Here is a 24,200-nt window from a genome sequence, read left to right as displayed (position 1 = left end):
CAGAAGCAAACGGGCAATGACAGCAACAGAAAAAGGCAAAATGCGGCCAGGAATGCATCCGTTGTAGTAAAATGCAGGACTGAAGCCGCCAGTCCCCCTGCGATTCCACTGAGCACTATCAGGCCAAAAAACACCCACCCGGTAGAGTACCAGAGAATATTGTTGATTAGTCTTCTTATCATCTGCTGAGTTCTGCGAATAATATTGGAATGAATAAGATATCGGTTTGAGAACGCCGGACATAATCCCTGCCGCCATATCAATGGGGCTGAAATCGCTGTATCCGAAACGACCCGTTCTTACCGGTATACATTGACGCTGAAACTGCCGGTATTATCAGAGTATCCAGCCTCTGTATCGGCAATATACAGATGCAGGGTACCGCTCTGGGGAGCCACCCATTTATATACTCCACCGCCTATATCATAACCTTTGCCAGAGGTATCAAATCTCGCCTTCAGCACCTTATCATTGCAGGTAATGAGCCCTTCTTTCACCCTGCCATCCGGCACCGCCAGCGCAAATTCTTCTTTACCGTATTTAATCCAGCCAGAGGCCATTATCGTTATCTCATCACCGGCATTCAGTTGCAGGCCTGTATTAATACCGGCAGGAATGTTTGCAGGAACTTCTCCGGACCATTCTGGCTTAGCCGTCATGCTATTCTCCTTTATCAAACTTCATTAACATTACATTTGATGCGTGCTTTTCATCAATCAAAGACAAAACTCCCCTGCATGTGACAGACATCACATTTAGTATTCATAACATTTCATCATGGATGCATATGAATATATTTATCTTTTCCAGACTTATGTCGAAAGAATAATGCGATTTCTTTTTTTACGCTGCGATTTATATAAATCCACCAACACAACCAAACACTAAGTAACTGATTTTCAATTGATTTTAATGTTAACTATAGGAGTAATCGCACTTTTAATCATGACTGTAATTATACCTTTAGTAAATTAATTACCATACTCGAATGGCGGTAATAATAGGTACACAAAGCAGTGAGAGGGCGCATTACAGCACCGCCTGCCGTGATATCCGTCCAATAAAAAACATCTACTTTTCCACTTAATTTCACGCCTCCCCGACGAAAAAGGAATGGGTTAACAAATATCCACTTAGTTACCATGTGTATTACTTTTTTGGTTTCAACATATACCTCTCACTCACACGCATTACCGCTCTGGAGTAACAAAACACAGCATGAGATTAATCCTAATATTTAATTCACAGAACTGCAGCAGACGGGAGACGAACAGAAATCATCAGCATCATTTCCAGAATATTATTTGCTGAGTGGCATATCTGTTTATATTCTGATTGTGAATGCCGCACCCCTTAGTAACAAAAAACATTATCTATAGGCTATTTATTACCTCATACCACTGACAAGCTGGACGCTCTACGCTGTCACGATTACGGAGAATTATATGACTGTTTCACCTGCATGGTCGGGCAATATTGACGCAACTGCTGACACGGGCATTAATACCGGACTTAAACTAAAATCCGGGCAAAAAATCAGTATTATTGCGGAAGGATGGATTAAATACGGTAAAGAAGACTACGCCCTGGCATCGCCATACGGCAGGCTAAAAGAGGGCTTTGTCTTACGGAACGATAAGGTGCTGAAAGCCCGATTCAGTGCATCCGGAAAAAGCTATGACATTGGCAGTGGTGTTTACCAGTGGTCGGTACCGGAAGACGGCGAGCTGATTCTCGTGGTCAGTGACTCTTCACATCGCGACAACAGCGGCGCTTTCAGCGCGGTTGTGTATATCGCTGAAGACGAAAAGAAAGCGGCGGCTCAAAAGGCGGACTGGAAAGGTCATGTTCCCGCAACGCGCAGTGACTGGACCCACACCGGCGTATCCGTGAGCAAAGGGGACAAGGTGATGCTGATTGCTGCCGGTACCGCTCAGTACGACAGCCGCGGTCGCAGCTTTGGACCTGACGGCGACAGCCAGCATCCGTCAGCACAAAAACCGGATCCCACTTTTGTCCTGCCAGAAGCACTGGCGGGGAAATTACTGATCAAAGCGGGTGAGCATATTTACGGTATCGGAAGCGGCGGTAGCGACTGGGAAGTCCCTGCTGATGGCGAAATTTCATTCATTTTTAACGATACAAATGTTGCGTCTGAATACACCAATAATACGGGAGGCTATGACGTCAGGTTTGTTGTGCTCGGTTGAAATGCCCGCAGGGAGGCAACGTGCCATCCACTGCCTTCCCTGCCGGTTCACTGGAAAACAAAAATGAACGTTAATGGAGCCCCTGATATGAGCATTATGGACAATAAAAAAGTTGATTTGGTTTTCATCATCGACAGCAGTCTTTCAATGAAGGATGAAGCGGAAGCGCTCTGTGCAAAACTTGAGAGCGCCATTGAGGAGGCCAGAAAAGCCTGCCCTTCGGATTTACGAACGGATTTTCTGGGTATCGAAGGCGTTTTTGCCGGCACCAAATTTAATAAAACGGTCCGTCAGTTCCTGACGAGCGAGGCTGGTGCTAACCCGTCCGCCCTGAAAGGCAGAGAGTATGTCAAAGAGGGGAACCCCGCTCAGGAAGATGTGGCGCCTGCTGCGGAGGACGTTATCCGTCATTACAACTGGCGTGACGGCGCTGAAAAGAATGTTTTTGTGCTGGGAGACGAAAGTCTGAAAGGCGGGGAGATGACCCTGGATGCGGGCCGCATCAAAGCCTGCGATGATGCCATTGCCACCGCCCTGGAGTACGGTGTCAAAATCCACTCCTATCTGGGCACGCCTCATGTCTCATTACCTTATCCCACCCCGGATGATGAGAAAGCCATGGTTCGGGAATACAAGCGCCTGGCGCTTCGTACGGGTGGTGAGCATTATATCTACACCTCCGGCATTGCCGATTTTGCCTCGGTTTTAAAAAGCACCATTTGCGCCAGTAAGGCCACGCAACACGACAGCGTGGCGAACAAAAAAGAAGAAGCAGATGCGCTGGAAGGCAAAACGCCAGCGAAGACGCCCGGTAATGGCAGCGATCTGTGCGCACAGGCCCCTGAGATTGTCCGGGCGGTGAATACGCTTGCTGATGTACTTAAGAACCTGATTGACGCTTGCGCCAGCGACTGTCGTTGCAAAGAGAAAACGCCCCCTTGCCCGTGTCAGGAACATCACAACAAACCGGTGCCCTCCTCCTCACCCCCAGCTGCGCCGGACACTCCCCCTGTCAGTCCCGAGCCGCCAGCAAAACCATTCCTGGATGAGAGTAAGTTTACGAATAATCATCTGAATCACTGGCAGTTCGGACCGGCAACGCCTGAGCATGAGTTTTACTCAGAAGGTGGCGCGACCATGATTCGTTTTCCGACCACCAATGTTAAAGGCCGGACACACAATGGTGTGCTGCTTTATAAACATTATTCGGAACTCCAGCCGGGGAAACGCTATCGCTTCAGCCTTCAGGCTCGCAGGGATAATGACTACAAGGTGATACCCGAACTGTCACTGCGGGTGGCAGGCCAGGATATTACCTCGGTTACAGCACTTGCCGTGAAAGGCGAGTGGGTCACGCTGTCAGGAGAGTTTACGGCGGCGCAGGGCGATAATGTGCTGGAAATTTTCAGCCATAAAGCCAGCGGCGATGGTAACGATTTCAGCATTACTGGAATCACAGTAAAATCTGTCGATTGATTTTGTTACGCTGACTTCATTTCAGATATGAAGTGATGCCGGTTTGGCTACGCGTTGGTTAAACCAGGCATCACTGCTTAGCCAGTGTGCGTCACGCTTGAGATAACGTTGGTCTGGCCCGGTAATACACGGTGGGCATGATTACCCTCGTCAACAGGTTTACCTGAGCAGTTAAACCTGCGTGTTACCAGGGAAGCGCAATTTTCTCATCATTCGCTTTCTCGCCGTAATACAGAGAAGGCAGGAAACGAGACAAGAACGTGAACTCTGTATAACAGTGTCGCATAAGCGCTAATCCAACGTCATCGGCAGGTTCAGCGTGGTCGTCATTACTCATACCCAGAATAAACCGGCTACGCAGCACACACCCAAAAGGCGTATCCCGGACAACATGTAGCATTTGTCCGTCCAGCGGGTCGCCCTGGCTATCCAGTTCAGTTTTTTCACCGAAGCCTATCCTTGCGGCAATGATTGCCGAGACACTCCCATCCGCCATTGCCTTGTCGACAGCCATTTCGCCAAATACCGATGCAGGGTGATGGAATTTAAGACGCGCGGGAATGGGAGGGATTTCAGCTAATGATTCTACTGCATGGATGCTTGCGCCATAAAAACTTTCCCCACGCTTCCAGTTGGCATCCCATCCACGATGTTCAACATGATCAATGGGATGCCACCATTTTATATGCTGCGTCGTTTCAAAGAAGGTAAACCACCAGTTAATCATACGTCCTTTGCAGCCATGTAAATCGGTGCGTACGGCGACCAGCAGACTCCCGTCATCCAGACGTTTAATACCTGTCTCCAGCGGCATGGGAGAAGGATCAAGCAATGCCGAATAATCCAGCCAGGGCCTGGCAATATCGTGTTGTCGCATTTTTTTCTCCATTAGCATTCGGAAGTTCGCACCATTTAGGAAACGAAGTGCGTTTCCTAAACATTACCGATAGAATGGTCGTATGACAAGCGAAAAGGAATCTCCAGGATGACCTCACCAACTAAACCACGCGGACGTCCCTCAGTCCCTGAGGAAGAGGTGAAGAAACAAATCATTGGTAGCGCGACGGCCTTGCTCTTTGACAAAGGCTATGACGCCACAACAATTGAGGCGGTTGCATCGCATGCAGGCGTTGCCAAAAAGACCGTCTATCGCTTTGCGAAAAACAGGGAGGAATTGCTTGGCCTTTCGGTTCGAAACTGGACGGATAACTATGCCCCACTCCTGCAGAGCGATCCGACAGATAAGAATGACGTTTTACCGGCGTTAAGAAAATTACTGGCTGCGATTTGTGGTCAGGCGCTATCAGTAACCGCCGTGAAAATGTTTCGTCTTCTCAATACTGAATTTCCTGGTAAAGATGATCTCCTCAAGAAATACACTGAAAATGGCATAGCGCGCGGCCAACAATTACTCACTGAGTGGATTACACGGCAGCAAAAACAGGGCTGGTTGCCGATGTTACCTGCAGATACCAGTGCCAAAGTCATACTCGCCATGTGTATCGCCGAACCTCTTCGGCAGGCGGCGATTGGTTTAATTGATCCCGTTGAGAAAATCGATATTGAGGCACATTTGGATTCTTGTATGCCTTTTATTTTACTTATATTCAGGCAAGGTGATGAATAACATAGTACCTGGTGATTCGATAATAGGAACCATACCAAACCATTCAAGAAACTGATATTTATAATTTTTTTCTTTATTGGTTTATGAGATACCCCCATAGATACCCCCAAACTAATTTCTCTAACCCAAGTTAATACCTAAAAGGAATCCAACTAGTTCTTGTATTCACAAAGAAGCACATTGTAATAAATTACAGTTGAATGCTCATTTGCCACTAACATTCTGATAATAGTGGCAAGCAAAGCTATAACATTATTAGAGAGTTGACAATTTTGTATCACATCCCTCATACAAGATTCCAAATGCTTGTAATTACTTAATTAAGTTATAGTGATCTATCACTTTTTCTAACCGTTCCAGTAAGCTAGTAAATCTCGAAAAATCAATATCATTTTTATGTGCATTGACTATGTGCGTTGCAAATGCCTCCTTGCTTAAATCATTGCTTGGATCACGATCAGCAACTGTATTAAAACATTTACCTTTATGTTGCTTAAGTCGATCAACATTGCTAAAGAAATACTCTATGTCAGTTTCAGGACACCCTTCAACTTGAGGTGTGAGCACTAGATATAAATTGCAAAAAATATGAACAAAATCGGATTGACGAATATCTGCAACACCCGCTGGAAAAATCTGAATCCCCTCAACTCCATTCACGTAATTGATCAGATTCTTAGGCCCAGAGTCATTATCTACAAATATAATAACCGGATTAGACGGTTTAGGGGCTTTGTAATCATGATAGTAATGTCTGTAATGTATAACAAAGTCCTTAAGGTAATCAGTGCCACCAAAAAGCTCTAACAAATATTTGGTACGTTCATTGTATTCGAGGAACTGCGTTAATAACTTATACGGCGCTAGGGCGGTTTTTTCAATTGCTAACTTAGGGAATAACGCTGCTAATTTGTGAATGGCTGCTTTCAAATACACATTATCAGTTTTACCTTCTGTGAGAATAGTCGGTTTTTTATTACCATAGAACATACGATAAAACAGAAATTTACTAAATGTTTTTTCTCTCGAAGTATGTAAGTAACGTCTACTTTTGGCATGACCATTTTTGAGAGCATCTTTTTTCAAATGATACTTCGGATTCAGCTTCTCGCTTTGTCGAAGCCGATTATAATGATCAACTTGGTCGATGAAATTCAACTTCCCTTCCAACCTATTTATATTGCCAACTACTTCAACACCATCGACAGTCTCTTTAAACTGACCAGTTCTGAAGAGATGATTGCATTGAGCACGCACAAGACGCCAATACTCTTTCTTCGTGTTAGGTTTTTTATTTACGACTAACCCCGTCACTTCCTGCCGTGAATCTTTATATTGATTTCTAGTTTTAGTTTCATTAATTGAAAATCCTGAGCGATTAATCTCACTTTTAATTACCTTACCGGCTACAAATGTATGATTATCGGATTTTGCTATTGACGAGGGTAAACTATCCTTCCTTGTGGAAAAGGTTATATCGTCTGCATATCTTGAATACGTACATGAATATTTTGATGCAACAGCAGCCAATTTAATGTCTAAAGCATGTGTTATCAAATTAGAGATGACTGGGGAACAAGGGCTACCCTGTGGTAGTTCATTATTATAACATGCAATCTTTGCAATCACTGTAGCTATTTCTGGCTCGAGTAAGAAATTCTTGTTTTTTATGAAAAAACCTCTTACTCTTCCGAAATTAAAACTACCGAAAAAGTTTTCTAAATCTATATTGAAAACGTGTTTCTTACCTAAATGCATCATTGCATTAGTTATTATAGATCGTTTCCTTTCAAAGCCATGAGACAATGAAGGCTGTTTAATTTCCGAACCAGAGCATTTTAATTTTAAAATTATGGAGTTTTTTGCTTTTTGCCTTGCTATCTCTGAGTTTGGAAATTTATCAATAATAATTTCATCTAAGCAATCCAGCAATAATTCAGAAAGAGATGCCTGTATATTTTTTAACATACCAGAGGGGGCGCTAATAATTCTATTGCCACCATTTTTCTTTGGTATCTCGAATTGAAAGTATTGAGTTTCGGGCTTAGTTTTATATAAGCAATAGGTTAATGCTGAAGGCTTAACGCCTAAAAGTTTAGCCAAATCCGGCTTTGTTTTTGCAGCTTTTAATAAATCCAATTTTTTCATGATATGTCACCATTGAAAATGGTTTATGGGCACTCTTACGCAAACTTGACAAGAATTCAAGAAACGCCAGGACAATGAGTTCCTGAAAGGCAATCCTATCGGACATTTTTTTCACTGATCGCGAAACGCGACCCAAAATCTGCCCATAAACCGTCTTTAACTTACCAAAATTTGAACAAGTTGCAATTTCTAATCTTATTCCAAACCCTATCAAAAATAGTAGCGTGATTAATATCGCATTATCTAAAATTAATTTTGCATTTTACGTTGAATAACCGATGTCAGTTTGAAGCAACTGTAACTTAGAGCGCGTTCTGCCAAAAATCCCCACTGCCGCTGCCGGTGGGTGACAACTTTTGACAACTCAATCTGAACGCCAGCGTCCGGGCAAACCAGAACAGCGACCTGAAAGAGGCTCGAGGATGGTTGCAAAGGGGGAGTGCTTAACACCTCCCCTCCTGTGTTCCCGCACCTGAAGTTTTCTGAAGCGGTAGCGGTTGACACTTTCCCCTAGTTTTCCCTAGTAAGGCATAACAAACCATAACAGGCTGACACCTGCCCTGCTTCGCATCAGGATTAACAAAAGCTAACAGCCAAGGCTCAACAAATCTCAACGCCAGCCCTTTACACTTCTGCTGTAGCTGTTGTTCGTAGGCGTCAGGATCCGTTAGGTTGGGTTGACACTTTTCCCAGTTTCTCGCGAAAAAGTGTCAAGTTTGAGGGGCTGGGGGGTTTACAGTTTTTCGCCGTCCAGCAGGCAGAGTGACATTAAACCAGTTTTGTTCCAGTCATCCAGCGTATCGGGGTGCATTGTGGCAACGTAAGCCAGTTCAGAACGAAGAAACCGTAAAGCGCCTGCTGCACGGTCTTTGCCATAGAAGCTGTGGGTTTCTTCATCCGGCCGGAAGAGAATCAGCAATTGTTCATCGGGCTCGTGCTGAACATCAAAACCCAGCTCAGCGGCTGCGGCCTCTATACGCTGGCCAGCATCCATATCTGCCAACAGCACTTTCCCGCCGTCATGCTCCCATACCCATAAGGCAGCCTGCCCCCACGTCATTTCAGTCTGGTGTTCGCCAGCACCGGCGGAATTTTGTTTAGCATGTGATGCGTCGACATCCACTTTATCGCCTGAAATAACAATTTCACCGCGGGCTATCCAGCCGTAAACCTTTTGCCGACTAACCCAGCTTCTCTATACCGGCTACATGATATTTTAAGCGCCAGTATTTGCCGCCTTAAGGATGGATCATGAGATACAAACCACCACCATTAGCCAACTTGTAAGCCTTCTCTTAGTGGCATTTAGTTTCACCTGGAGATACCTACTTAAGACCGAACTACAAGTACCCTTGTACCAACTGACCATTGATTATCAGGGGGTTTTAGTAGACGTGGAGATACTAAAAGGGTTTCAAAGCGCAGGATATAAGGGATTTTGGTGAACTTTAGTCGACTTGGGGAGACGTTAGAATGGTGCGATAATAGGAGTAAACAAATCAATCTAACACATTGTTTTTAAAAATTTTATCTTCATCGATAAATAATTCTATACACATAGCTATACACATTGGCGAAAGCGTTCAAATCTCGCTCACCGCATCGCACAATAAAAAAATTTTTCTTGAGAAAACTACTCACACTATTCACTACCTACTTTTGTAATTAAATATCAGCAACATACACAAGAACACTAAATGAATCGTGAACAGTAAACTCTACACTATCTAGAGGGAATTCAAAAACCTTCATTTAGCAGAGCATTTGGTCAACTAACTGTGTGACTTGACTGATAAAATTGACTAAGTTCACACTTCTGATCGAGACTAGCTATGGCAGAGCATCTTCATAAAAAATTTAGGGAAGTCATTCTCATTCAACTGTATCACTACATACAGATTGGCAATTTTAGAATCTCATTGTGGGACAAAAAATGCGACTTTACATTATTGGAAATGGTTTTGACATAAGACACAACCTATCTACTGGATATAAACATTTTAAGAATTATGTTCAAAATAATGATCGGGACCTATTTAATGCAATTGAAAGTTACCTACCAGTAGGCGATCTATGGAATGAACTTGAAAGCTCATTAGGCGATATAGATTATGAACAAATACTTGATGAAAATTCGATGTTTTTAGTTTCACCCGGCTCAGATGAATGGACAGATGCATGTAACCATGATTTTCAGTATGAGGTTGAACAAACCACAGAGTTACTGTCCGAGCGACTTAAAGAAAAATTCGCAGACTGGATTAAAAGTATTGATTTAACTCCAGCACTAAAACCAAGCGAATTTACACCACCAATTCCTACAGAAAGTTTATATTTTACATTTAATTACACAAATACATTGCAACAAATATATCATATTAAAGACATTAACATTAAACATATTCATGGTAATTGCCTACATGATGATTTTCTAGAACTCGGTCATGCCTTTACCCCCGCCGGGCCAATTAACAAGGGTGCAGGCCCTGACCAAGACATTAGGATAGCGGAAGCATATAGCTATATTGATAGATATTTCGGTGCTACATTCAAACCAGTAAACGAAATAATCTCCGATGAAAGTGATTATTTCTTATCACTAAGAAATGTCAATGAGGTGCATGTCTATGGGCATTCACTTTCTGAAGTTGATGGTGAATACTTTAAGAAAATATCGCAAAGCATTTTACCTGATGCAAAATGGCTAGTTGCTCTATATAGTAACGAAAAGAAATGCGGTAATTTAGAAAACTACGGAATTGATGCTAGGAACATAAAGTCAATTCTTTATGAAAATATTTAAAGCAATAAATAGTTAGTAACTAAACAAGGCCCGACACTCGGGCCTTGTATCTACTTGAGTTATTCCCACCTAGCTAACTTGTTGTCTTACCATCACATTTAGGTAACCAGTCTGCATTACTTTCCTCTTTGAGAGTGAGGTTTGTCTGCATTCCCTGATTAGTTCGCCGCTTCTCATAATGTAGCCCGTATTCCTTCAGCATAACTGGTAGCCCTTTGCCAAACATTGTCAGGCTGAGGATATTTTTATAGCCATTAGCCTCCATGTATACGAGATAAGCATGGTAAAGGTACGTACGTGGCTGGCGCGGGACAATATTGGCGTTCCCCATAAACATGCCGTTGGTGTCGGGTAATGCCTCAAGATAGCCACAAAAATCAAATGCAGGATCAGCGTCACGCTTGATGGTGAGAGCCTCATCAGAATTCTGCTGCGACTGAAGCAATGTTCTGGCGCTCATCGGATCGCTGAAACGCTGCATGAGCTGGCGAACAATCACAGCCAGTTCTCGTGCAATCTTATCTTTCAGCTGCGGATCGCGTTCTTCCGGTGCTATCTGCTCAGGAAAATGCAGGATAACTCTCCGGCGGGACACTCCACCACTGCGATCAGTGAAGCGCATAGGATTATTATTTACGGCCAGGATAACCGCCGGAATATGTGTTGAATAAGCATTCTGATATTTGGGGTCCACCGAAACAGCATCGCCACCAGTTATAGCCTTAAGCCCGGCGCCGTCGCCGCTCCACTTCTCCTGATCAGGTAGGCGAATAAGAGAAAAACCTATCAGAGCCGCACGTTCTCGCGGGGACTCCAGCGTTTCAATGGTCGCAGAGGTGGCGTTATCCTCTCCTGCAAGCATGGTCGCAATTTCAGCCAGGATACTTTTGCCACTTCCGCCAGGGCCAGTCACTTCCAGAAAGAGCTGCCAGTCATAGCGGTTCGCCAGCACCATAAATAGCGCTGCGAGAATAATGTCGCGTTTTGCTGGCTTGTGCCCGGCGGCCCTGTCCAGCCAGCGCCAGAATGCCGGGGCATGAGTTTCAAGCGTTTCCCCATTTACCGGTGGCGTGAAATCGACTTCGCACAGGGTACGCAGCCAGTTCTCTTTACAATGCGGGCTAAAAAGCCCTGTTCGCGTATCGAGGACGCCATTACGAAAACCGATCAGATGACGTGCCGGATTTTGCTGTTGCGGAACAATTAACTTTAATGTTTCCACAAGTGATGCAATCTTTCCTGAGGAAAACGGTGCGCCGAGGCGCTGGAAAAGGGCTGCGATATCTCGGGCAAAATCAGACTGAGAAATCACTTTCCACGCTCCAGACTCATAGCGGGATAAAAGCTGCCCGTTCGGATCAACCGCCAGTGCATCCCTGTAATGCTCCCGAACCCTCTGAGCTTTTTCGCTGACACTCATCGCTGTGAATTCTGCTTCACTCATCGTGTCGAAAGGACTGGCATTATGTGGCTTCAAAGCCTCAAGAATTGCCTTCCTGGTGGATTCCTCTCCGTAATGGACAAGCGCATCATTCCAGTCACCAAAAACCGGTGGCAGCACAATGTCACACTGACACGCTTTTGCAGCAGCTTCAGCCCTGTTCTGGCCTGAACCATTCAGATCTCGGTCCGCTGCAATAATTAGTTGATACTCCGGATACTTGTTATGGGCAACGCTGGCCAGAGAAAGAAAGTTGACCGCCGAAAATGCCACCATGACGGCTTCTCCTGTCAAATGATGAATGGTAAGCGCCGTGGCGTAGCCTTCCGCAATCCACATCCTTCTTACTGAACTCCCGTCCCCTTCTATCAGATGATAGGCCTCCTTAACCTGACCTCCTTTAAGAAAACACTTGCTACCATTGCCACTGATAAGCTGAATATTCACCAGCTCCCCGTCAGCGTTATAGAGCGGGACGATCAAATCACCGGGGCGGAACATAACCCCACCGGTTTTATGAGCTGAAGTCAGCTCATGGCAAATATGCTCCGGGAAACCTTTATGTGTAAGATAAATGTTTCCGGCAGATTCACGCGAGGCTTGCAGCAGTCGCGCGGCAAGTGCTGCCGCTGCATCTTTCCCGCTATCGGTATCGGCGGTTAACGTCCTGACTTCGGAAGTAGCTATAGACAGACCATGTGTCAGTCCATGTATCCTGTCAGCTGCTTCACTGATATCCACATTCAGTGCCCTAGTGACAAGCGCTAAACCATCCCCGGCTCCGCACTGATTGCAGAACCATGTTCCCCGTCCTTCCTGATCGTCGAAGCGAAAACGATCTTTACCGCCACAGACTGGACAAGACTGATGGCGATTTTTCAATATATTAACGCCCAGCGCTGGCAGAATCTGAGCCCAGTGACCGCGGGCAGCCTTCACGGCCTGACTGACTTTCATTCCTGACATGATGCAGCTCTCCCTCAGTGTAAAACAGGCTTTTTGATGTGACGGACGCATAACTCATCCATTACGGCTATTCCGAGCTGGGAGAGTGCGGGACAGGACATTAGAGGGCCGGATTCCATCAGGTCTGAAAGCAGGGAGCAGGCAATTTCCATGCCTTTTGTTTGCCCGTGCTGTTGCAAATAAAATCCTTCAAGCTCATGGGCAATAGCGGTTTCAATTTCATCCAGAGTGAGCTGCAGGTGGCGGTTTTGCTGATAGCAGGCACTCAGCCAGGCGCAGGCTACTGCGCGGCGATACAACGCTACCCGAAGTGAAAGGGAGAGAGTGCGTGATTTCATTGCACCACCTCCATGTTCATAAGGTCATCCTGGCAACGCTGTACCACGCCATCAAGCTGTTCTGTCATCAGATAAATCAGCGAAACCAGCTGTTCACATTGGGCACCGGCAGGTTTTTCGTAGCAGTCCTGAAGGACAGCCATTCCGGTAACAAACTCCCCCACGTTACGAAGATGCTTCAGGCGGACAATATCGTCATAAGAAATTGCGGCGTGATTCATCACATCACCTCCCGAACGGGCAGGCGAGCTGCAAGGCAAAGCACATAATCATGGGCCAGTGAAAGGCGTGCGTGATGCTCATTGCTGGCAACGATACGAAGCATACTGATGCGCGGTTTACGGTCTGCACGACGAACGGCGGCAAAAACAAATATGAATTGAGGATGTGATGGGACGAGGATCGTAGCCATGAGGGCAACCTCCAATAAGTAGCAGTTATTGCCACCACCAGAGCTGCAAATCTCATGGGTGATGGCCCGGACGGGGTTTGCAGTACCGGCCTTATTGGAAACCGGCCAGCCCGAAGGCTGCCCCGCCCGGACCACCATTATCTGACAGGAGCCACGGTGTAAGCACCACAGCCCGAAAAATAGGTGTGTCTGAGCAACGACATAAAAAAACACGCTCGACGCGTGTTGTGTCGCCAATAAGTTACACGGGCTGCAAATCCCGGCTGCCGATTTTGCGGCAGCGGGGAAACTATACCTGGAAAGAATGTCAGGATGCAAGCCAGAAAAAAAGAGATGAGACTGCATAACCAGTTTCACGCATGACCTCCCAGCTCGCGGGCTGCAATTCGCGCTGCCATCCATGCACTGATCTCCGACTGTACCCAGGCCACATTTTTTCCGCCCAAAGATATCTGCTGCGGGAAGGCATCCCGGCTGATAAGGTCGTAGATGGTTGAACGGGATAGCCCACAAAGGTGCATGACTTCAGGTAAACGTATGAAGCGCTCCTGCTGAGCCGGAACGGGGAGCACCGGAGCAACTGGTGCAGGGGTGGAAACGGAAATAGTATGCATCTCGCTACCTCTCTAATATGTTTACAACAGTCCGGGCAATTCCATCCGGATTCAGTTAGCTCCTTATTATGTTTATATAATCCGCTCGCGCATGCTTTATTTAATTAGAATGAAGCATTGATTTCTCAAAAAATAAAACAGTTTAAAACCGGATAAAACAAACAAAAACAAATCATTCCTTTATGAAATATAATAAGGAGCATCAAGAATAAAAAAATCTATTACACCAGGAAGGATCACAACTCAAGCCTAAAACAAGCCATGCCATTCCGGGTTTTACATCATAAGGACGAAGACATCGGAATAATAAAAGAGCTAAAAACGACCAAGACTAAACAGTTCATCATATGTATTAATTAAGTTACTAACTGAAGGAATTAAATTACTCTTATCCTTCCACATGTATCCGGATGTGTTTAATGAGCATCAGATAGATTCATTTTTATGAATATTTCCCTGAAATGCAACAGGGTGACGGGAGGTTGAATATTGAATTATTAAACAGAAATAAGACACCTTTTATTCTATACATCGAATAGTGCTGAATACTTGTGAATAGTGGTGAGGAGAAAAAAGCCAGTAATAAACTGAAATAAATATCGCGACTTATATGAGAAAAAAATATAAGTGTAATTTTATTTCTGTGAACAGTCATGAACAGTAGATGACCACTTCGATTCAAACACTACGCTCCTCAACCCCATGTATTTACTATCTTTTTATTAAAGTGAACAGTAGTGAATAGTATGTATTAAAGGAAGGGTGAATATCAGACATGACGCCTTTCTCTGGCTAGCCAGAACAAGGTCATTGTTCTGTCACTGGCACAATCCCCCTCGGTAGTGCCCTTGTATGAGTACCGGCACAATTGACACGACAACAAAACACTAATGGTGGATGCATCAATGCGTGCTAATGCATCAGCTAGTTTCACCCCGGCAAAACATAAAGTTTTCCTGGCTCGCCTCAACAGACTTAATGCAAAAGGAGGGTACTGATATGGCCCTGAAGTGTCCTGAATGTGGCACGGTCGCTCATGCCAGAACCAGCGCCTATGAAGCTCCATCGGTTAAGCGCTCATGGTATCAGTGCCAGAATCTTGAATGTTCGTGCACATTTACTGCCCTTGAAAGTGTCGACACGATAATTATGAAGCCCCATAAACCAGCGACGCCTGAACCTGATTCGAAGAGCAATTCTCTCGTACGTCAGCCGCAGACCCTGGGCCGCTACGGTTCAGCCTGCCCCCTTAAAGACCGTCATGCACAATAGAATGGAGAGGAACAACAATATGAAAGAACAACAATTGACGGAAAACCAGATTCAGGCCGCAACCGGACACGTAGTTACACTCCTCGCCAGGGCAAAAAAACCGCTTAAGGATGCGGATTGGCTCATTCGGTTGCCTGCAGATGAAATAGCTCGCGAGACGGAAAAACTGACAAAAAGCCTTTCCTCCGGCTGGCAGTCCCGAATTATCGATCTTTACCAAAAAATGCAGGCCTGGGTGGAGGCCAGTCAGGCCGAAGAAGCAGCCATTGAGAACCTCAGGACTCTGCGCCATCATCAGACCGAAACTGAACAGGCCAGCAAAGACAATCGGGCGCAGTTCAGGGAATTGCTTAACCAGAACGGCGGCATCGTAACGCCGGAGATGAAAGCTCTTCGGGCGGAGTATCTGGAACAACAGGAAACAGCCACCGAGCTGGCCGGACTGATTACTGAAAAAGAAGAGCAGTTGCCGATACTGGCTGGCGCGACCGGTCGTAAGGCAAAAGCCTATGTCAACTGCCATCATGGCCTCACTGAGGAGCGTATCGATGAGCTTCTGCGTGACTTTTTTATTTTCAACGGTGCTGAATTGAGTAGTCTGCTCAGGATGAAGTACAGGCAATTCGAACGGAATAGTTCAGCACATATACCGGGCATTATTGAAGGCATAAATGATGCAGATACGCTGTATCGTGAATTTATCCTGAATCTAATGCTGAAATGGACGAATGAAATAATGCCGCTGAGATTCCGAGACGACGTTATGAGCCTGACCGGTTCAGCACCCATCAGGCTCACATAAGGACAGGAGAAAAAAGTTTTGAAGTGAAAAACAGCTCACTTATGCCCGGCCTATGCCGGGTTTTTGATGTCTGTCGCCTGAGTGCATTTCTATGCTGCATGAAAACGCATGAGTCACATGCAACCAGTGAATGTACGTCAGACCAGCTACGGCGCGGCCCAACGACACTCATGCACCTGCATGAAAACCACTCCCTAAAGCGGGCAGGCGTGGCGGGGCTACGAGCGCGCGCTGTGGGGTTAAATAGTGCCGAACGTACAAATCTCAAGAAGCAGGCTGGGTCAAGACAGAGGGAAATCACGCCTCTTTGGTGCGCTGTTGAAACGCAAGGCATGAGGGAGAAGAGTAGCAGGTCAGAGTAGAACAACGCGGTAGAAAGCATTACAGGCTTGATGCTGCTTAGTGGGTGAATAATTTTGAAAAATCTACCGCTGAAGAGTGTAATCTACCTCTGTCGACGCGCTGAACCTGCCGCGGGTAGTCGGTCAAAAAAATCACATAAATCCCATCATTTTTCCCCAGTTAGAGTATGCATCAAAATGGTGCATCGTTTTGCATGCACTCTCCCGTTCCTGTACTCCCTACCAGCGCCAGTTCCAGAGCGGCCTGAGTCCACCTTTGTACCAGCATTAAAAGCGCCTCATTAAGCGGGCAGGCGTGGCAGAGAGAGCATTGCGCGCCAGAACAGTAATTTAATTTATACTCTTTTTAGGAAAAACTCCCGTTGCGCCATCAAAGTTAAGATCAATCAACTTTATGTCATCATTATTTTCTACAGTAAAGGATGGACCTTTATTTTCAATTAGTATGACCTGAATAGTTGAATTGGAATTTATTAAGTAGCTATAAAATGCATCAGTTAAAGTTAAAGGGTTAACTTCTGATTCTTTAATTTCTCTTTTTTTATCGAAATGTGTAACTAACGGACTATCTAACAGTACAAAGCCTGTCTGCGGATTTCCCTTCCTAGCTAAAACATCAGCAAGCGAAATCACAAAGCAAGCATATATAACAGCACGGCTACCTTTACCAAATAAAGAACGTTCTTTTTCATTTATGATAAAGTCATACTTATCTTCATCAAATTTCACTGAGTTATCGGTGCGCCCGTCGAATTTTATTGAATTGAGCACAAACCTTAACTGATTTATTACTTCCTTTATTTCATCAACTTTCAGATCATCAAAATCATCAGAATTATAGACGTCTAGGTCAAGATTATCCCCCTTGGATTCCAAAGCACTTATAATTTGATGCTTAGAATAGTCTGATGATAAGCATTCTTTATGTTCATATAATTTCTCCATCACTCTTCGTGAGTTCTTTAAATCAACATCATGTAAGCGTTCGTACTCTGGCATTTCCAAACTCAACAGGAACTCACTTTCTTTAATTGACAAATTAATGGATGACAATTCATCTTCGTTTGATTTGATTGACTTAAGCAACCCAGCCAGTTGGATGTTTATTTTTTCTGATTCTGCCATACATGAAGCATAATAATCTTCATAATTTATCTCCGGCGAATGGTTTATTGTATGTCCGCAGTTATCACACAACTCCTCAGCAAAATTCTCCAAGAAAAATGTCGCTTGCGATATAGAATTAATTCGTTGAAGGTCGGAAAGATAGCAATCTTTGAGCATCGTGAATCGGTCAATAAGCATTGATATATAATTACTTTTCTTTTGCAGCAATCCGATTTCATTTTTAATCTCATTAATAACCGTAACTTTATTCTCATAAAGCTCCAGAAAATTATCCACTTCTATTGCAGCATTTTCAATTTGCGTTTCAACTTTATGTAGCGCTTCATTAATCAATAAAAAGTTCAAATCTGGGAAAATTAGATCGCGATTTAACCCATCTATTATATCTTTCACCTGTTGTTTCAAAAATATCTTTGCCTTTTTATTTGGTTTTTCCTCTCCGATTAAGGCATCATCCCTTTTCGTTAGTAAAAATTTAAATTCAGACTTGCTTTTTATTTGTTCAGCATACTGCTCAGATAGTAACATGGATTTAGACGTTAATATTCTAATTTCATCTATAAAGAAGAAATCAAGTACATTACTTAAATTAAAATTCTGCACACCACCATTATTATTAATTCTTACCTGAGCTTTATTGAAACCTAACTTGCTATAAAATATAGAATTAAAACTATTCTTGGATTTTGCAGTTTTTACAATTTTCTGAATAAATGTAGCAGGACTAATTGTATCTATCCCACCAGAATATAGCTTATACTCAGAGTTATCATGCAACCCTCTTTCAATAGAATATGAGTTTTCATTTATAGAAAACTCTATAAATGATGAATCATAACCCTTAGCCTCATTTATACCCGCATTTTCAAGCTTATCACTACCTAAAAGGTATCGAATAAGATTAAACAAATATGTTTTCCCTGAATCTGAACCACCTGTGATAATGGTTAGTTTCGATCCAAATTCAATTAAAACATTATCAAGCATGGCACCCGTTATCAATATTTTTTTAATCTTAATGTATTGACTCATAGTATCCATCCTTATCCAAACATCCAAATTTTGATCCCACTAGCTTTTTCAACTCTGATTCATTTAAAGAACCAAATGTCTCTCTTGCAATGTTTATATTATGCCCCATTTTTGAAACATACTCATTCTGTACAGAATTTATGAACGAAAAAGTTTTATCAGTTACCGAGAACAAGATTCCATGCCTAGCATAATCCTCCTCTACTATTTTATATTTTTTCATTAAAACAAGCGCATCTGTGAATGTTTTTCTCGTAATTGCCAATTGGCTATCTCGCCTAGGAATTGCAGGATGCAAGCTACTCTGCTCAGGAATAAAATCACTTAAATTAAGGACTAGAAAATCTAGACATATTAACTTTTCAATGGTCAAACCATTCGGATTAAATGCCATAAGAATTTTGGCAAGTCTCAACGATATTTCTACTTGAGAATTGTACAATCTCAAATTTTCCATTGTAATTCACCATCGTTAATCATATGATGACATATTCCTTTTTTATCTGGGGCTTCACATATTTTTGATAAAATGGAATGTGATATGGGAGTGAGAGAAGCTTGTTTTAGAATATCATTACACCTATCAAATGAGTTTCCATGTGTTTTATACAATTCACTTTCGATAGAAGATGCAATATAACGCTTCAGAATTTTAAAATTATCTTCAACAAACGAGTCTCTTATGTATCTACTTAGTGAGGATGCAAAATAAAAATCATCACGACAACCTCTGAAATGATTGCTGAATGGCGCAATTAAATTTGTTAGGTCCATGTTTCCTACTGATGAAACCTCGGAATAAACATCTAATAACTGCCCCACATAGACGGACTCAATCAATGGATCATATTCTGGTGTTGATTTAGGAAAGTCTCTAGCGTAAAACATTTCATTGAAATATTTAAAATATAGAGGGGTCTTTGTTATCTCACTTAAAATTATAGACAAAGGAAGCGAGTGAAAAATATTAAAATTAAAATCATTTATATATTCAACCAAATCCTTAGTTAATGGAATCACCTTTGTAGATGTAATTTTATTGCTTATTGACTCATCCCAGACAGCTAAAATCTTTGCTTTTAATAAAGAAGAATCCCTTAATAATTCAGAAAATTTGGTGGATAGGTCTTTGGGAGACACAAAAAAATATCTTTCAGGTATTGGATAATCACCGTTTTTAGTAAAATAGATGAGCTTCCCAAATTCATCGGCAACGTCAGAGAAACTAAGTCTTTTGGAGTAAAATTTACACTGATAGTTATGCCAGATGTATTCTTTGCTATGCGGATCAGTTACAAATCCGACAACATCCCGACCTTTATCCCCCGCCCCCCCTAACCTTTCATGAGAAAAATATTCTCCGGCATGACATTCAATAAGCCAATCATGAATGAACTCCTCCCAAGTCGTATCATCCCAAGTCATAATTGTTGCCAGCGCTTTAGCCATATTTAAGTACCCATCCTATAAACTAAATGCCTAACTGGGTCGCATACCATTGCATCATATCTCTGCGATCCTCTAAATATTGTGCATGGTTATATGTGCCACGGATTTTGTTCTTGTCTGTATGTGCTAACTGCATTTCAACCCAAGCAGTAGAATAGCCTTCTTCATGTAGTATCGTCGATAAGGTATGTCTAAACCCATGCCCCGTCACCTTCCCGCTATAACCAATGCGTTTGATGACTTGATTGATACTCGCTTCACTCATAGGCTTGTTCGGATCATTCCGCCCTGGAAAAACATAACGATAGTTCCCTGTCATGATCTTAAGTTCATTGAGTAAATCTAACGCCTGAGTAGACAATGGCACAAGATGTGACCTGCGCATTTTCATCCTTTCAGCAGGAATTTCCCAAATAGCGTTATCCAGATCAAATTCTGACCATGATGCAGCTCGTAATTCGATAGTTCTCACACCCGTAATCATTAGTAATTTCGTAGCTATCTGGACAAGCTTACTCCCAGTGTAACCCTCTAAGGCTCGCAGAAACTCAGGGATCTCATCAGCTTTTAAGAACGGGAAATGATTGGATTGATGTACTTCGAGAGCGCTGGAGAGATCAGCTGCAGGATTGTACTCCGCCCGGCCCGTTGCAATTGCGTAGCGAAACACTTCGGAGCAACGCTGCCGCACTTTCCGCATTTTCTCCAACGCACCACGTTTCTCAATTTTACGCAGAACGTTTAGCAGCTCTAGCGGTTTAATATCTCCCACTGGCCTTGTTCCGACATAAGGAAAAATGTCGTTCTTAAACGCTTCCATGATGTCTGATGCATATCCTGCCGACCATTTAGCAGATTTAAGTTGATGCCACTCTCTGGCTATCTTTTCGAAGGCGTTCTCTGACTCTGTTTGCAGAGCCAGCTTTTGCTCTTTTCGAACCTCACTAGGGTTCTTTCCTTCTGCCACAAGTTTTCGAGCTTCATCACGACGGGAACGAGCATCGGCAAGGGTGATCGTTGGGTAAACGCCAAGCGAGATCATCTTGGGTTTACCGGCATAGCGATAGCGGAACCGCCAGCTCTTGCTTCCATTAGGTTCTATAAGCAATGACAAGCCTTGACCATCCCCAAGCGTATAGGGTTTATCTTCAGGCTTAGCGCGGCGAATCTGCATATCGTTTAAAGGCATGTGTATAGGAATCCATGACCGAACAGGAACGTATACACAATCCTATACACATTCTGTATCGGATTCTACTGGATGGTTACGGAAAATCATGGACAAAAAAGCAGTAAATTCTTTATAAATCAGGGTTTTTACGGATGAATACGGACATTTGAGGAAGTTGAAATGGTGCCGATAATAGGAGTCGAACCTACGACCTTCGCATTACGAATGCGCTGCTCTACCAACTGAGCTATATCGGCCCTGAAAGGCCGGTTACGAGCGTAACCACGGGGCAAAAGGTTAGATCTAACCGGGTGATGCGTCAATGCCCTTTTGAATCAAACGGCTATTTTTGCATCACCCGTGATTATTTACGCACGAATCGTATCATCACCGAAGCCGATCCACTTGTAGGTGGTCAGTGCTTCCAGGCCCATCGGGCCTCTTGCATGCAGTTTTTGCGTGCTGACAGCAACTTCTGCGCCCAGGCCGAACTGGCCACCGTCGGTGAAGCGGGTTGAGGCATTCACGTATACGGCGGAGGAGTCCACCTCATTCACAAAGCGGTCGGCATTGCGCAGGGTACGCGTCAGAATCGCATCCGAGTGCTGGGTACCATGTTCACGGATGTGAGCAATGGCATCGTCAAGACTCGCAACCACCTTCACGTTCAAATCCAGCGACAGAAACTCGTCGTCGTACTGTTCCGCTTTGACCGGTACCACCGTCGCCGGGCCGTCTTTCAGCAGTGCCAGCGCGTTGGCATCCGCGTGCAGCGTCACGCCGCTTTCGGCCATCTGTTTGCTCAGAGCAGGCAGGAAGGTATTGGCGATGCCCTGATGCACCAGCAGCGTTTCAACCGTATTACAGGTGCTTGGACGCTGGGTTTTGGCATTGACGATAATCTTCAGCGCCGGTTCAATCTCGGCACTGTCATCAACCACGATATGGCACACGCCGATACCGCCCGTGATCACAGGAATGGTCGACTGCTCACGGCACAGCTTGTGCAGGCCCGCGCCACCGCGTGGGATCAGCATGTCGATGTATTTGTCCATGCGCAGCATCTCGTTCACCAGCGCACGGTCCGGGCTCTCGATTGCCTGTACGGCACCTGCCGGCAGGCCGCACTCCTCCAGCGCCTGCTGGATAACGTTTACGGTCGCGGCGTTGGTACGCCAGGTCTCTTTCCCGCCACGCAGAATGGCAGCGTTGCCAGTCTTCAGGCACAGGGAAGCGACATCAACCGTAACGTTGGGACGGGCTTCATAGATCACGCCAATCACGCCCAGCGGCACGCGACGACGCTCAAGGCGCAGCCCGCTGTCGAGCAGCCCACCATCAATGACCTGACCTACCGGATCGGCAAGATTGCAGACCTGGCGGACATCGTCAGCGATGCCTTTCAGACGTGCCGGGGTCAGCGCCAGGCGGTCGAGCATTGCTTCGCTCAGGCCATTGCGACGCGCTTCCAGCAGATCCTGCTCGTTGGCGAGCAGAATCTCCTGCGACTGCGATTCCAGATAATCAGCGATTTTTTCCAGCACACGGTTTTTCTCGCGGCTGGAAAGGAGCGCCAGTTTGTAAGAGGCGGCCTTCGCGGCTGCGCCCATTTGTTCCAGCATTTTCTGGCTCCTTAACGAATAATCATGTCATCACGATGCACGGCAACCGGGCCATATTCATAACCCAGAATGGCGTCGATCTGCTGTGAATGGTGACCCGCAATACGGCGCAGGGCATCGCTGTTGTAGCGGCTTACGCCGTGGGCGATGTCACGACCTTCGAGATTACGGATACGGATCACTTCACCACGTGAGAAGTTGCCTGTCACGCTTTTAATTCCTTTAGGAAGTAATGAGCTCCCTCTTTCCAGAATTGCGGCGGTCGCCCCTTCATCAACGGTGAGTTCGCCTGCCGGCGGTGCGCCAAAGATCCAGCGTTTGCGGTTCTCGAGCGGGGAGGCCTGCGCGTGGAAGCGGGTTCCCACGGAGATGCCTTCCATCACGTCGCCAATCACGCCAGGACGGCTGCCCGCGGCAATGATGGTGTCGATACCGGCACGGCATGCCACGTCGGCAGCCTGCAGTTTGGTCCCCATCCCGCCGGTCCCGAGGCCTGAAACGCTGTCACCTGCGATGGCGCGTAGCGCATCGTCGATACCGTGTACATCGGTAATCAGTTCAGCATCCGGATTTGAACGCGGGTCGGCGGTGAAGAGCCCCTGCTGGTCTGTCAGGAGCAGTAATTTATCAGCGCCTGCCAGAATTGCGGCCAGCGCCGAGAGGTTATCATTATCACCCACTTTGATTTCAGCGGTGGCAACGGCATCGTTTTCGTTAATGACGGGAACGATGTTGTTATCCAGCAGCGCGCGCAGCGTATCGCGCGCGTTCAGGAAACGCTCCCGGTCTTCCATATCCGCACGCGTCAGCAGCATCTGCCCGACGTGGATGCCATAGATAGAAAACAGCTGTTCCCAGAGTTGAATGAGTCGGCTTTGTCCCACGGCGGCCAGCAGCTGTTTCGAGGCGATCGTCGCGGGGAGTTCGGGGTAACCCAGGTGTTCACGCCCGGCGGCAATCGCCCCGGAGGTCACAATTACAATACGATGCCCTGCGGCATGCAACTGAGCGCACTGACGTACAAGCTCAACAATGTGGGCGCGATTAAGGCGGCGCGATCCGCCTGTTAAAACACTGGTACCGAGTTTTACCACCAGCGTCTGGCTGTCACTCATGATTCTCTGCCGTTCAACGATAAGGGAAAATGATGTCAAACGAACGTTTTAACAGGTGTCAGCCCCGTTGCCAACTGCCTTAGCACATCGCGAAACACTTTGTTGCGCGGGATCAGGAAGCGTAGCGGCAAAATTTGACAGTTTTATTACCGAAATAATAAATCACAGTTTTTTAAAATTATTCTTAATTTGTCATAAAAGTTTCATTGCGT

At 45.1% G+C, this 24,200-nt stretch carries 21 protein-coding genes and 1 tRNA gene; 6 read left to right on the top strand and 16 right to left on the bottom strand.

What is annotated here, in order from left to right:
• Nucleotides 1-299: 299 nt before the first annotated feature.
• Nucleotides 300-659, bottom strand: coding sequence for a LecA/PA-IL family lectin (locus tag ACMGG3_RS00320; protein WP_342864491.1), 360 nt, complete (start codon nucleotides 657-659; stop codon nucleotides 300-302).
• 786 nt (nucleotides 660-1,445) lie between these two features.
• Between ACMGG3_RS00320 and ACMGG3_RS00315 the strand changes: the two genes are divergently transcribed.
• Nucleotides 1,446-2,210, top strand: coding sequence for a LecA/PA-IL family lectin (locus ACMGG3_RS00315; RefSeq protein ID WP_414149482.1), 765 nt, complete (start codon nucleotides 1,446-1,448; stop codon nucleotides 2,208-2,210).
• A gap of 87 nt (nucleotides 2,211-2,297) precedes the next feature.
• A complete protein-coding gene (locus tag ACMGG3_RS00310; RefSeq protein ID WP_414149481.1) occupies nucleotides 2,298-3,686 on the top strand; it encodes a carbohydrate binding domain-containing protein in 1,389 nt (462 codons plus the stop codon).
• Between the two features lie 184 nt (nucleotides 3,687-3,870).
• Here ACMGG3_RS00310 and ACMGG3_RS00305 read toward each other — a convergent pair whose 3' ends face one another.
• Nucleotides 3,871-4,563, bottom strand: coding sequence for a DAPG hydrolase family protein (locus ACMGG3_RS00305; RefSeq protein WP_032681604.1), 693 nt, complete (start codon nucleotides 4,561-4,563; stop codon nucleotides 3,871-3,873).
• 108 nt (nucleotides 4,564-4,671) lie between these two features.
• On the opposite strand from ACMGG3_RS00305, the gene ACMGG3_RS00300 reads away from it, so the two are divergent.
• Entirely contained in the window at nucleotides 4,672-5,313 is a 642-nt protein-coding gene (locus ACMGG3_RS00300; protein ID WP_414149480.1) for a TetR/AcrR family transcriptional regulator, read from the top strand.
• 312 nt (nucleotides 5,314-5,625) lie between these two features.
• Here ACMGG3_RS00300 and ACMGG3_RS00295 read toward each other — a convergent pair whose 3' ends face one another.
• A complete protein-coding gene (locus ACMGG3_RS00295; protein WP_414149479.1) occupies nucleotides 5,626-7,461 on the bottom strand; it encodes a retron Ec67 family RNA-directed DNA polymerase/endonuclease in 1,836 nt (611 codons plus the stop codon).
• 733 nt (nucleotides 7,462-8,194) lie between these two features.
• A complete protein-coding gene (locus ACMGG3_RS00290) occupies nucleotides 8,195-8,584 on the bottom strand; it encodes a hypothetical protein (protein ID WP_414149478.1) in 390 nt (129 codons plus the stop codon).
• 810 nt (nucleotides 8,585-9,394) lie between these two features.
• On the opposite strand from ACMGG3_RS00290, the gene ACMGG3_RS00285 reads away from it, so the two are divergent.
• Nucleotides 9,395-10,264 (top strand): bacteriophage abortive infection AbiH family protein, encoded by an 870-nt coding sequence (locus tag ACMGG3_RS00285; RefSeq protein ID WP_414149477.1) that lies wholly within the window; start codon nucleotides 9,395-9,397, stop codon nucleotides 10,262-10,264.
• A 73-nt stretch (nucleotides 10,265-10,337) separates the two neighbouring features.
• Here the strand turns inward: ACMGG3_RS00285 and ACMGG3_RS00280 are convergent, their stop codons facing one another.
• From ACMGG3_RS00280 to ACMGG3_RS00260, 5 genes are read right to left on the bottom strand one after another with little or no spacing between them, the layout of a single operon-like run.
• Nucleotides 10,338-12,671, bottom strand: coding sequence for a primase-helicase zinc-binding domain-containing protein (locus tag ACMGG3_RS00280; protein ID WP_414149476.1), 2,334 nt, complete (start codon nucleotides 12,669-12,671; stop codon nucleotides 10,338-10,340).
• 14 nt (nucleotides 12,672-12,685) lie between these two features.
• Nucleotides 12,686-13,009, bottom strand: coding sequence for a DUF5375 family protein (locus ACMGG3_RS00275; protein WP_414149475.1), 324 nt, complete (start codon nucleotides 13,007-13,009; stop codon nucleotides 12,686-12,688).
• Nucleotides 13,006-13,230 (bottom strand): hypothetical protein, encoded by a 225-nt coding sequence (locus ACMGG3_RS00270; RefSeq protein WP_021546758.1) that lies wholly within the window; start codon nucleotides 13,228-13,230, stop codon nucleotides 13,006-13,008. The genes ACMGG3_RS00275 and ACMGG3_RS00270 overlap by 4 nt, the downstream gene beginning before the upstream one ends.
• The gene (locus tag ACMGG3_RS00265) at nucleotides 13,230-13,766 is read right to left on the bottom strand and encodes a host cell division inhibitor Icd-like protein (RefSeq protein WP_414149901.1); all 537 of its coding nucleotides are present in this window, start codon (nucleotides 13,764-13,766) and stop codon (nucleotides 13,230-13,232) included. The genes ACMGG3_RS00270 and ACMGG3_RS00265 overlap by 1 nt, the downstream gene beginning before the upstream one ends.
• Before the next feature lie 8 nt (nucleotides 13,767-13,774).
• Entirely contained in the window at nucleotides 13,775-14,035 is a 261-nt protein-coding gene (locus ACMGG3_RS00260) for a helix-turn-helix transcriptional regulator (RefSeq protein WP_414149474.1), read from the bottom strand.
• A 999-nt stretch (nucleotides 14,036-15,034) separates the two neighbouring features.
• On the opposite strand from ACMGG3_RS00260, the gene ACMGG3_RS00255 reads away from it, so the two are divergent.
• Nucleotides 15,035-15,307: an ogr/Delta-like zinc finger family protein gene (locus ACMGG3_RS00255; RefSeq protein ID WP_414149473.1), complete on the top strand. Its 273-nt coding sequence runs from the start codon at nucleotides 15,035-15,037 to the stop codon at nucleotides 15,305-15,307.
• 19 nt (nucleotides 15,308-15,326) lie between these two features.
• Nucleotides 15,327-16,109 carry a hypothetical protein gene (locus ACMGG3_RS00250; RefSeq protein WP_414149472.1) on the top strand — a complete coding sequence of 261 codons (783 nt, stop codon included), beginning with the start codon at nucleotides 15,327-15,329 and terminating at the stop codon, nucleotides 16,107-16,109.
• Between the two features lie 692 nt (nucleotides 16,110-16,801).
• Here the strand turns inward: ACMGG3_RS00250 and ACMGG3_RS00245 are convergent.
• The 7 genes from ACMGG3_RS00245 to proB form a co-directional block, all read right to left on the bottom strand.
• Nucleotides 16,802-18,631 carry a hypothetical protein gene (locus ACMGG3_RS00245; protein WP_414149471.1) on the bottom strand — a complete coding sequence of 610 codons (1,830 nt, stop codon included), beginning with the start codon at nucleotides 18,629-18,631 and terminating at the stop codon, nucleotides 16,802-16,804.
• Nucleotides 18,615-19,088 (bottom strand): ABC-three component system middle component 2, encoded by a 474-nt coding sequence (locus ACMGG3_RS00240; protein ID WP_414149470.1) that lies wholly within the window; start codon nucleotides 19,086-19,088, stop codon nucleotides 18,615-18,617. Before ACMGG3_RS00240 ends, ACMGG3_RS00245 begins: the two co-directional genes overlap by 17 nt.
• Complete coding sequence (locus tag ACMGG3_RS00235; RefSeq protein WP_414149469.1) at nucleotides 19,076-20,080, bottom strand: ABC-three component system protein; 1,005 nt, start codon at nucleotides 20,078-20,080, stop codon at nucleotides 19,076-19,078. Before ACMGG3_RS00235 ends, ACMGG3_RS00240 begins: the two co-directional genes overlap by 13 nt.
• Nucleotides 20,081-20,102: 22 nt before the next feature.
• A complete protein-coding gene (locus ACMGG3_RS00230; RefSeq protein ID WP_414149468.1) occupies nucleotides 20,103-21,269 on the bottom strand; it encodes a tyrosine-type recombinase/integrase in 1,167 nt (388 codons plus the stop codon).
• A gap of 163 nt (nucleotides 21,270-21,432) precedes the next feature.
• Nucleotides 21,433-21,508: transfer RNA gene (locus ACMGG3_RS00225), tRNA-Thr, on the bottom strand.
• Between the two features lie 111 nt (nucleotides 21,509-21,619).
• A complete protein-coding gene (gene proA / locus ACMGG3_RS00220) occupies nucleotides 21,620-22,873 on the bottom strand; it encodes a glutamate-5-semialdehyde dehydrogenase (protein ID WP_014168771.1) in 1,254 nt (417 codons plus the stop codon).
• Nucleotides 22,874-22,884: 11 nt separating this feature from the next.
• Nucleotides 22,885-23,988, bottom strand: coding sequence for a glutamate 5-kinase (gene proB / locus ACMGG3_RS00215; RefSeq protein WP_020882782.1), 1,104 nt, complete (start codon nucleotides 23,986-23,988; stop codon nucleotides 22,885-22,887).
• Between the last annotated feature and the right edge of the window lie 212 nt (nucleotides 23,989-24,200).

The organism is Enterobacter sp. BNK-18 (assembly GCF_047456135.1).
Taxonomy (GTDB): Bacteria; Pseudomonadota; Gammaproteobacteria; order Enterobacterales; family Enterobacteriaceae; genus Enterobacter; species Enterobacter ludwigii.
Note: the sequence above shows the minus strand (reverse complement) of the source record. Positions and strands in the feature narration are given on the sequence as shown.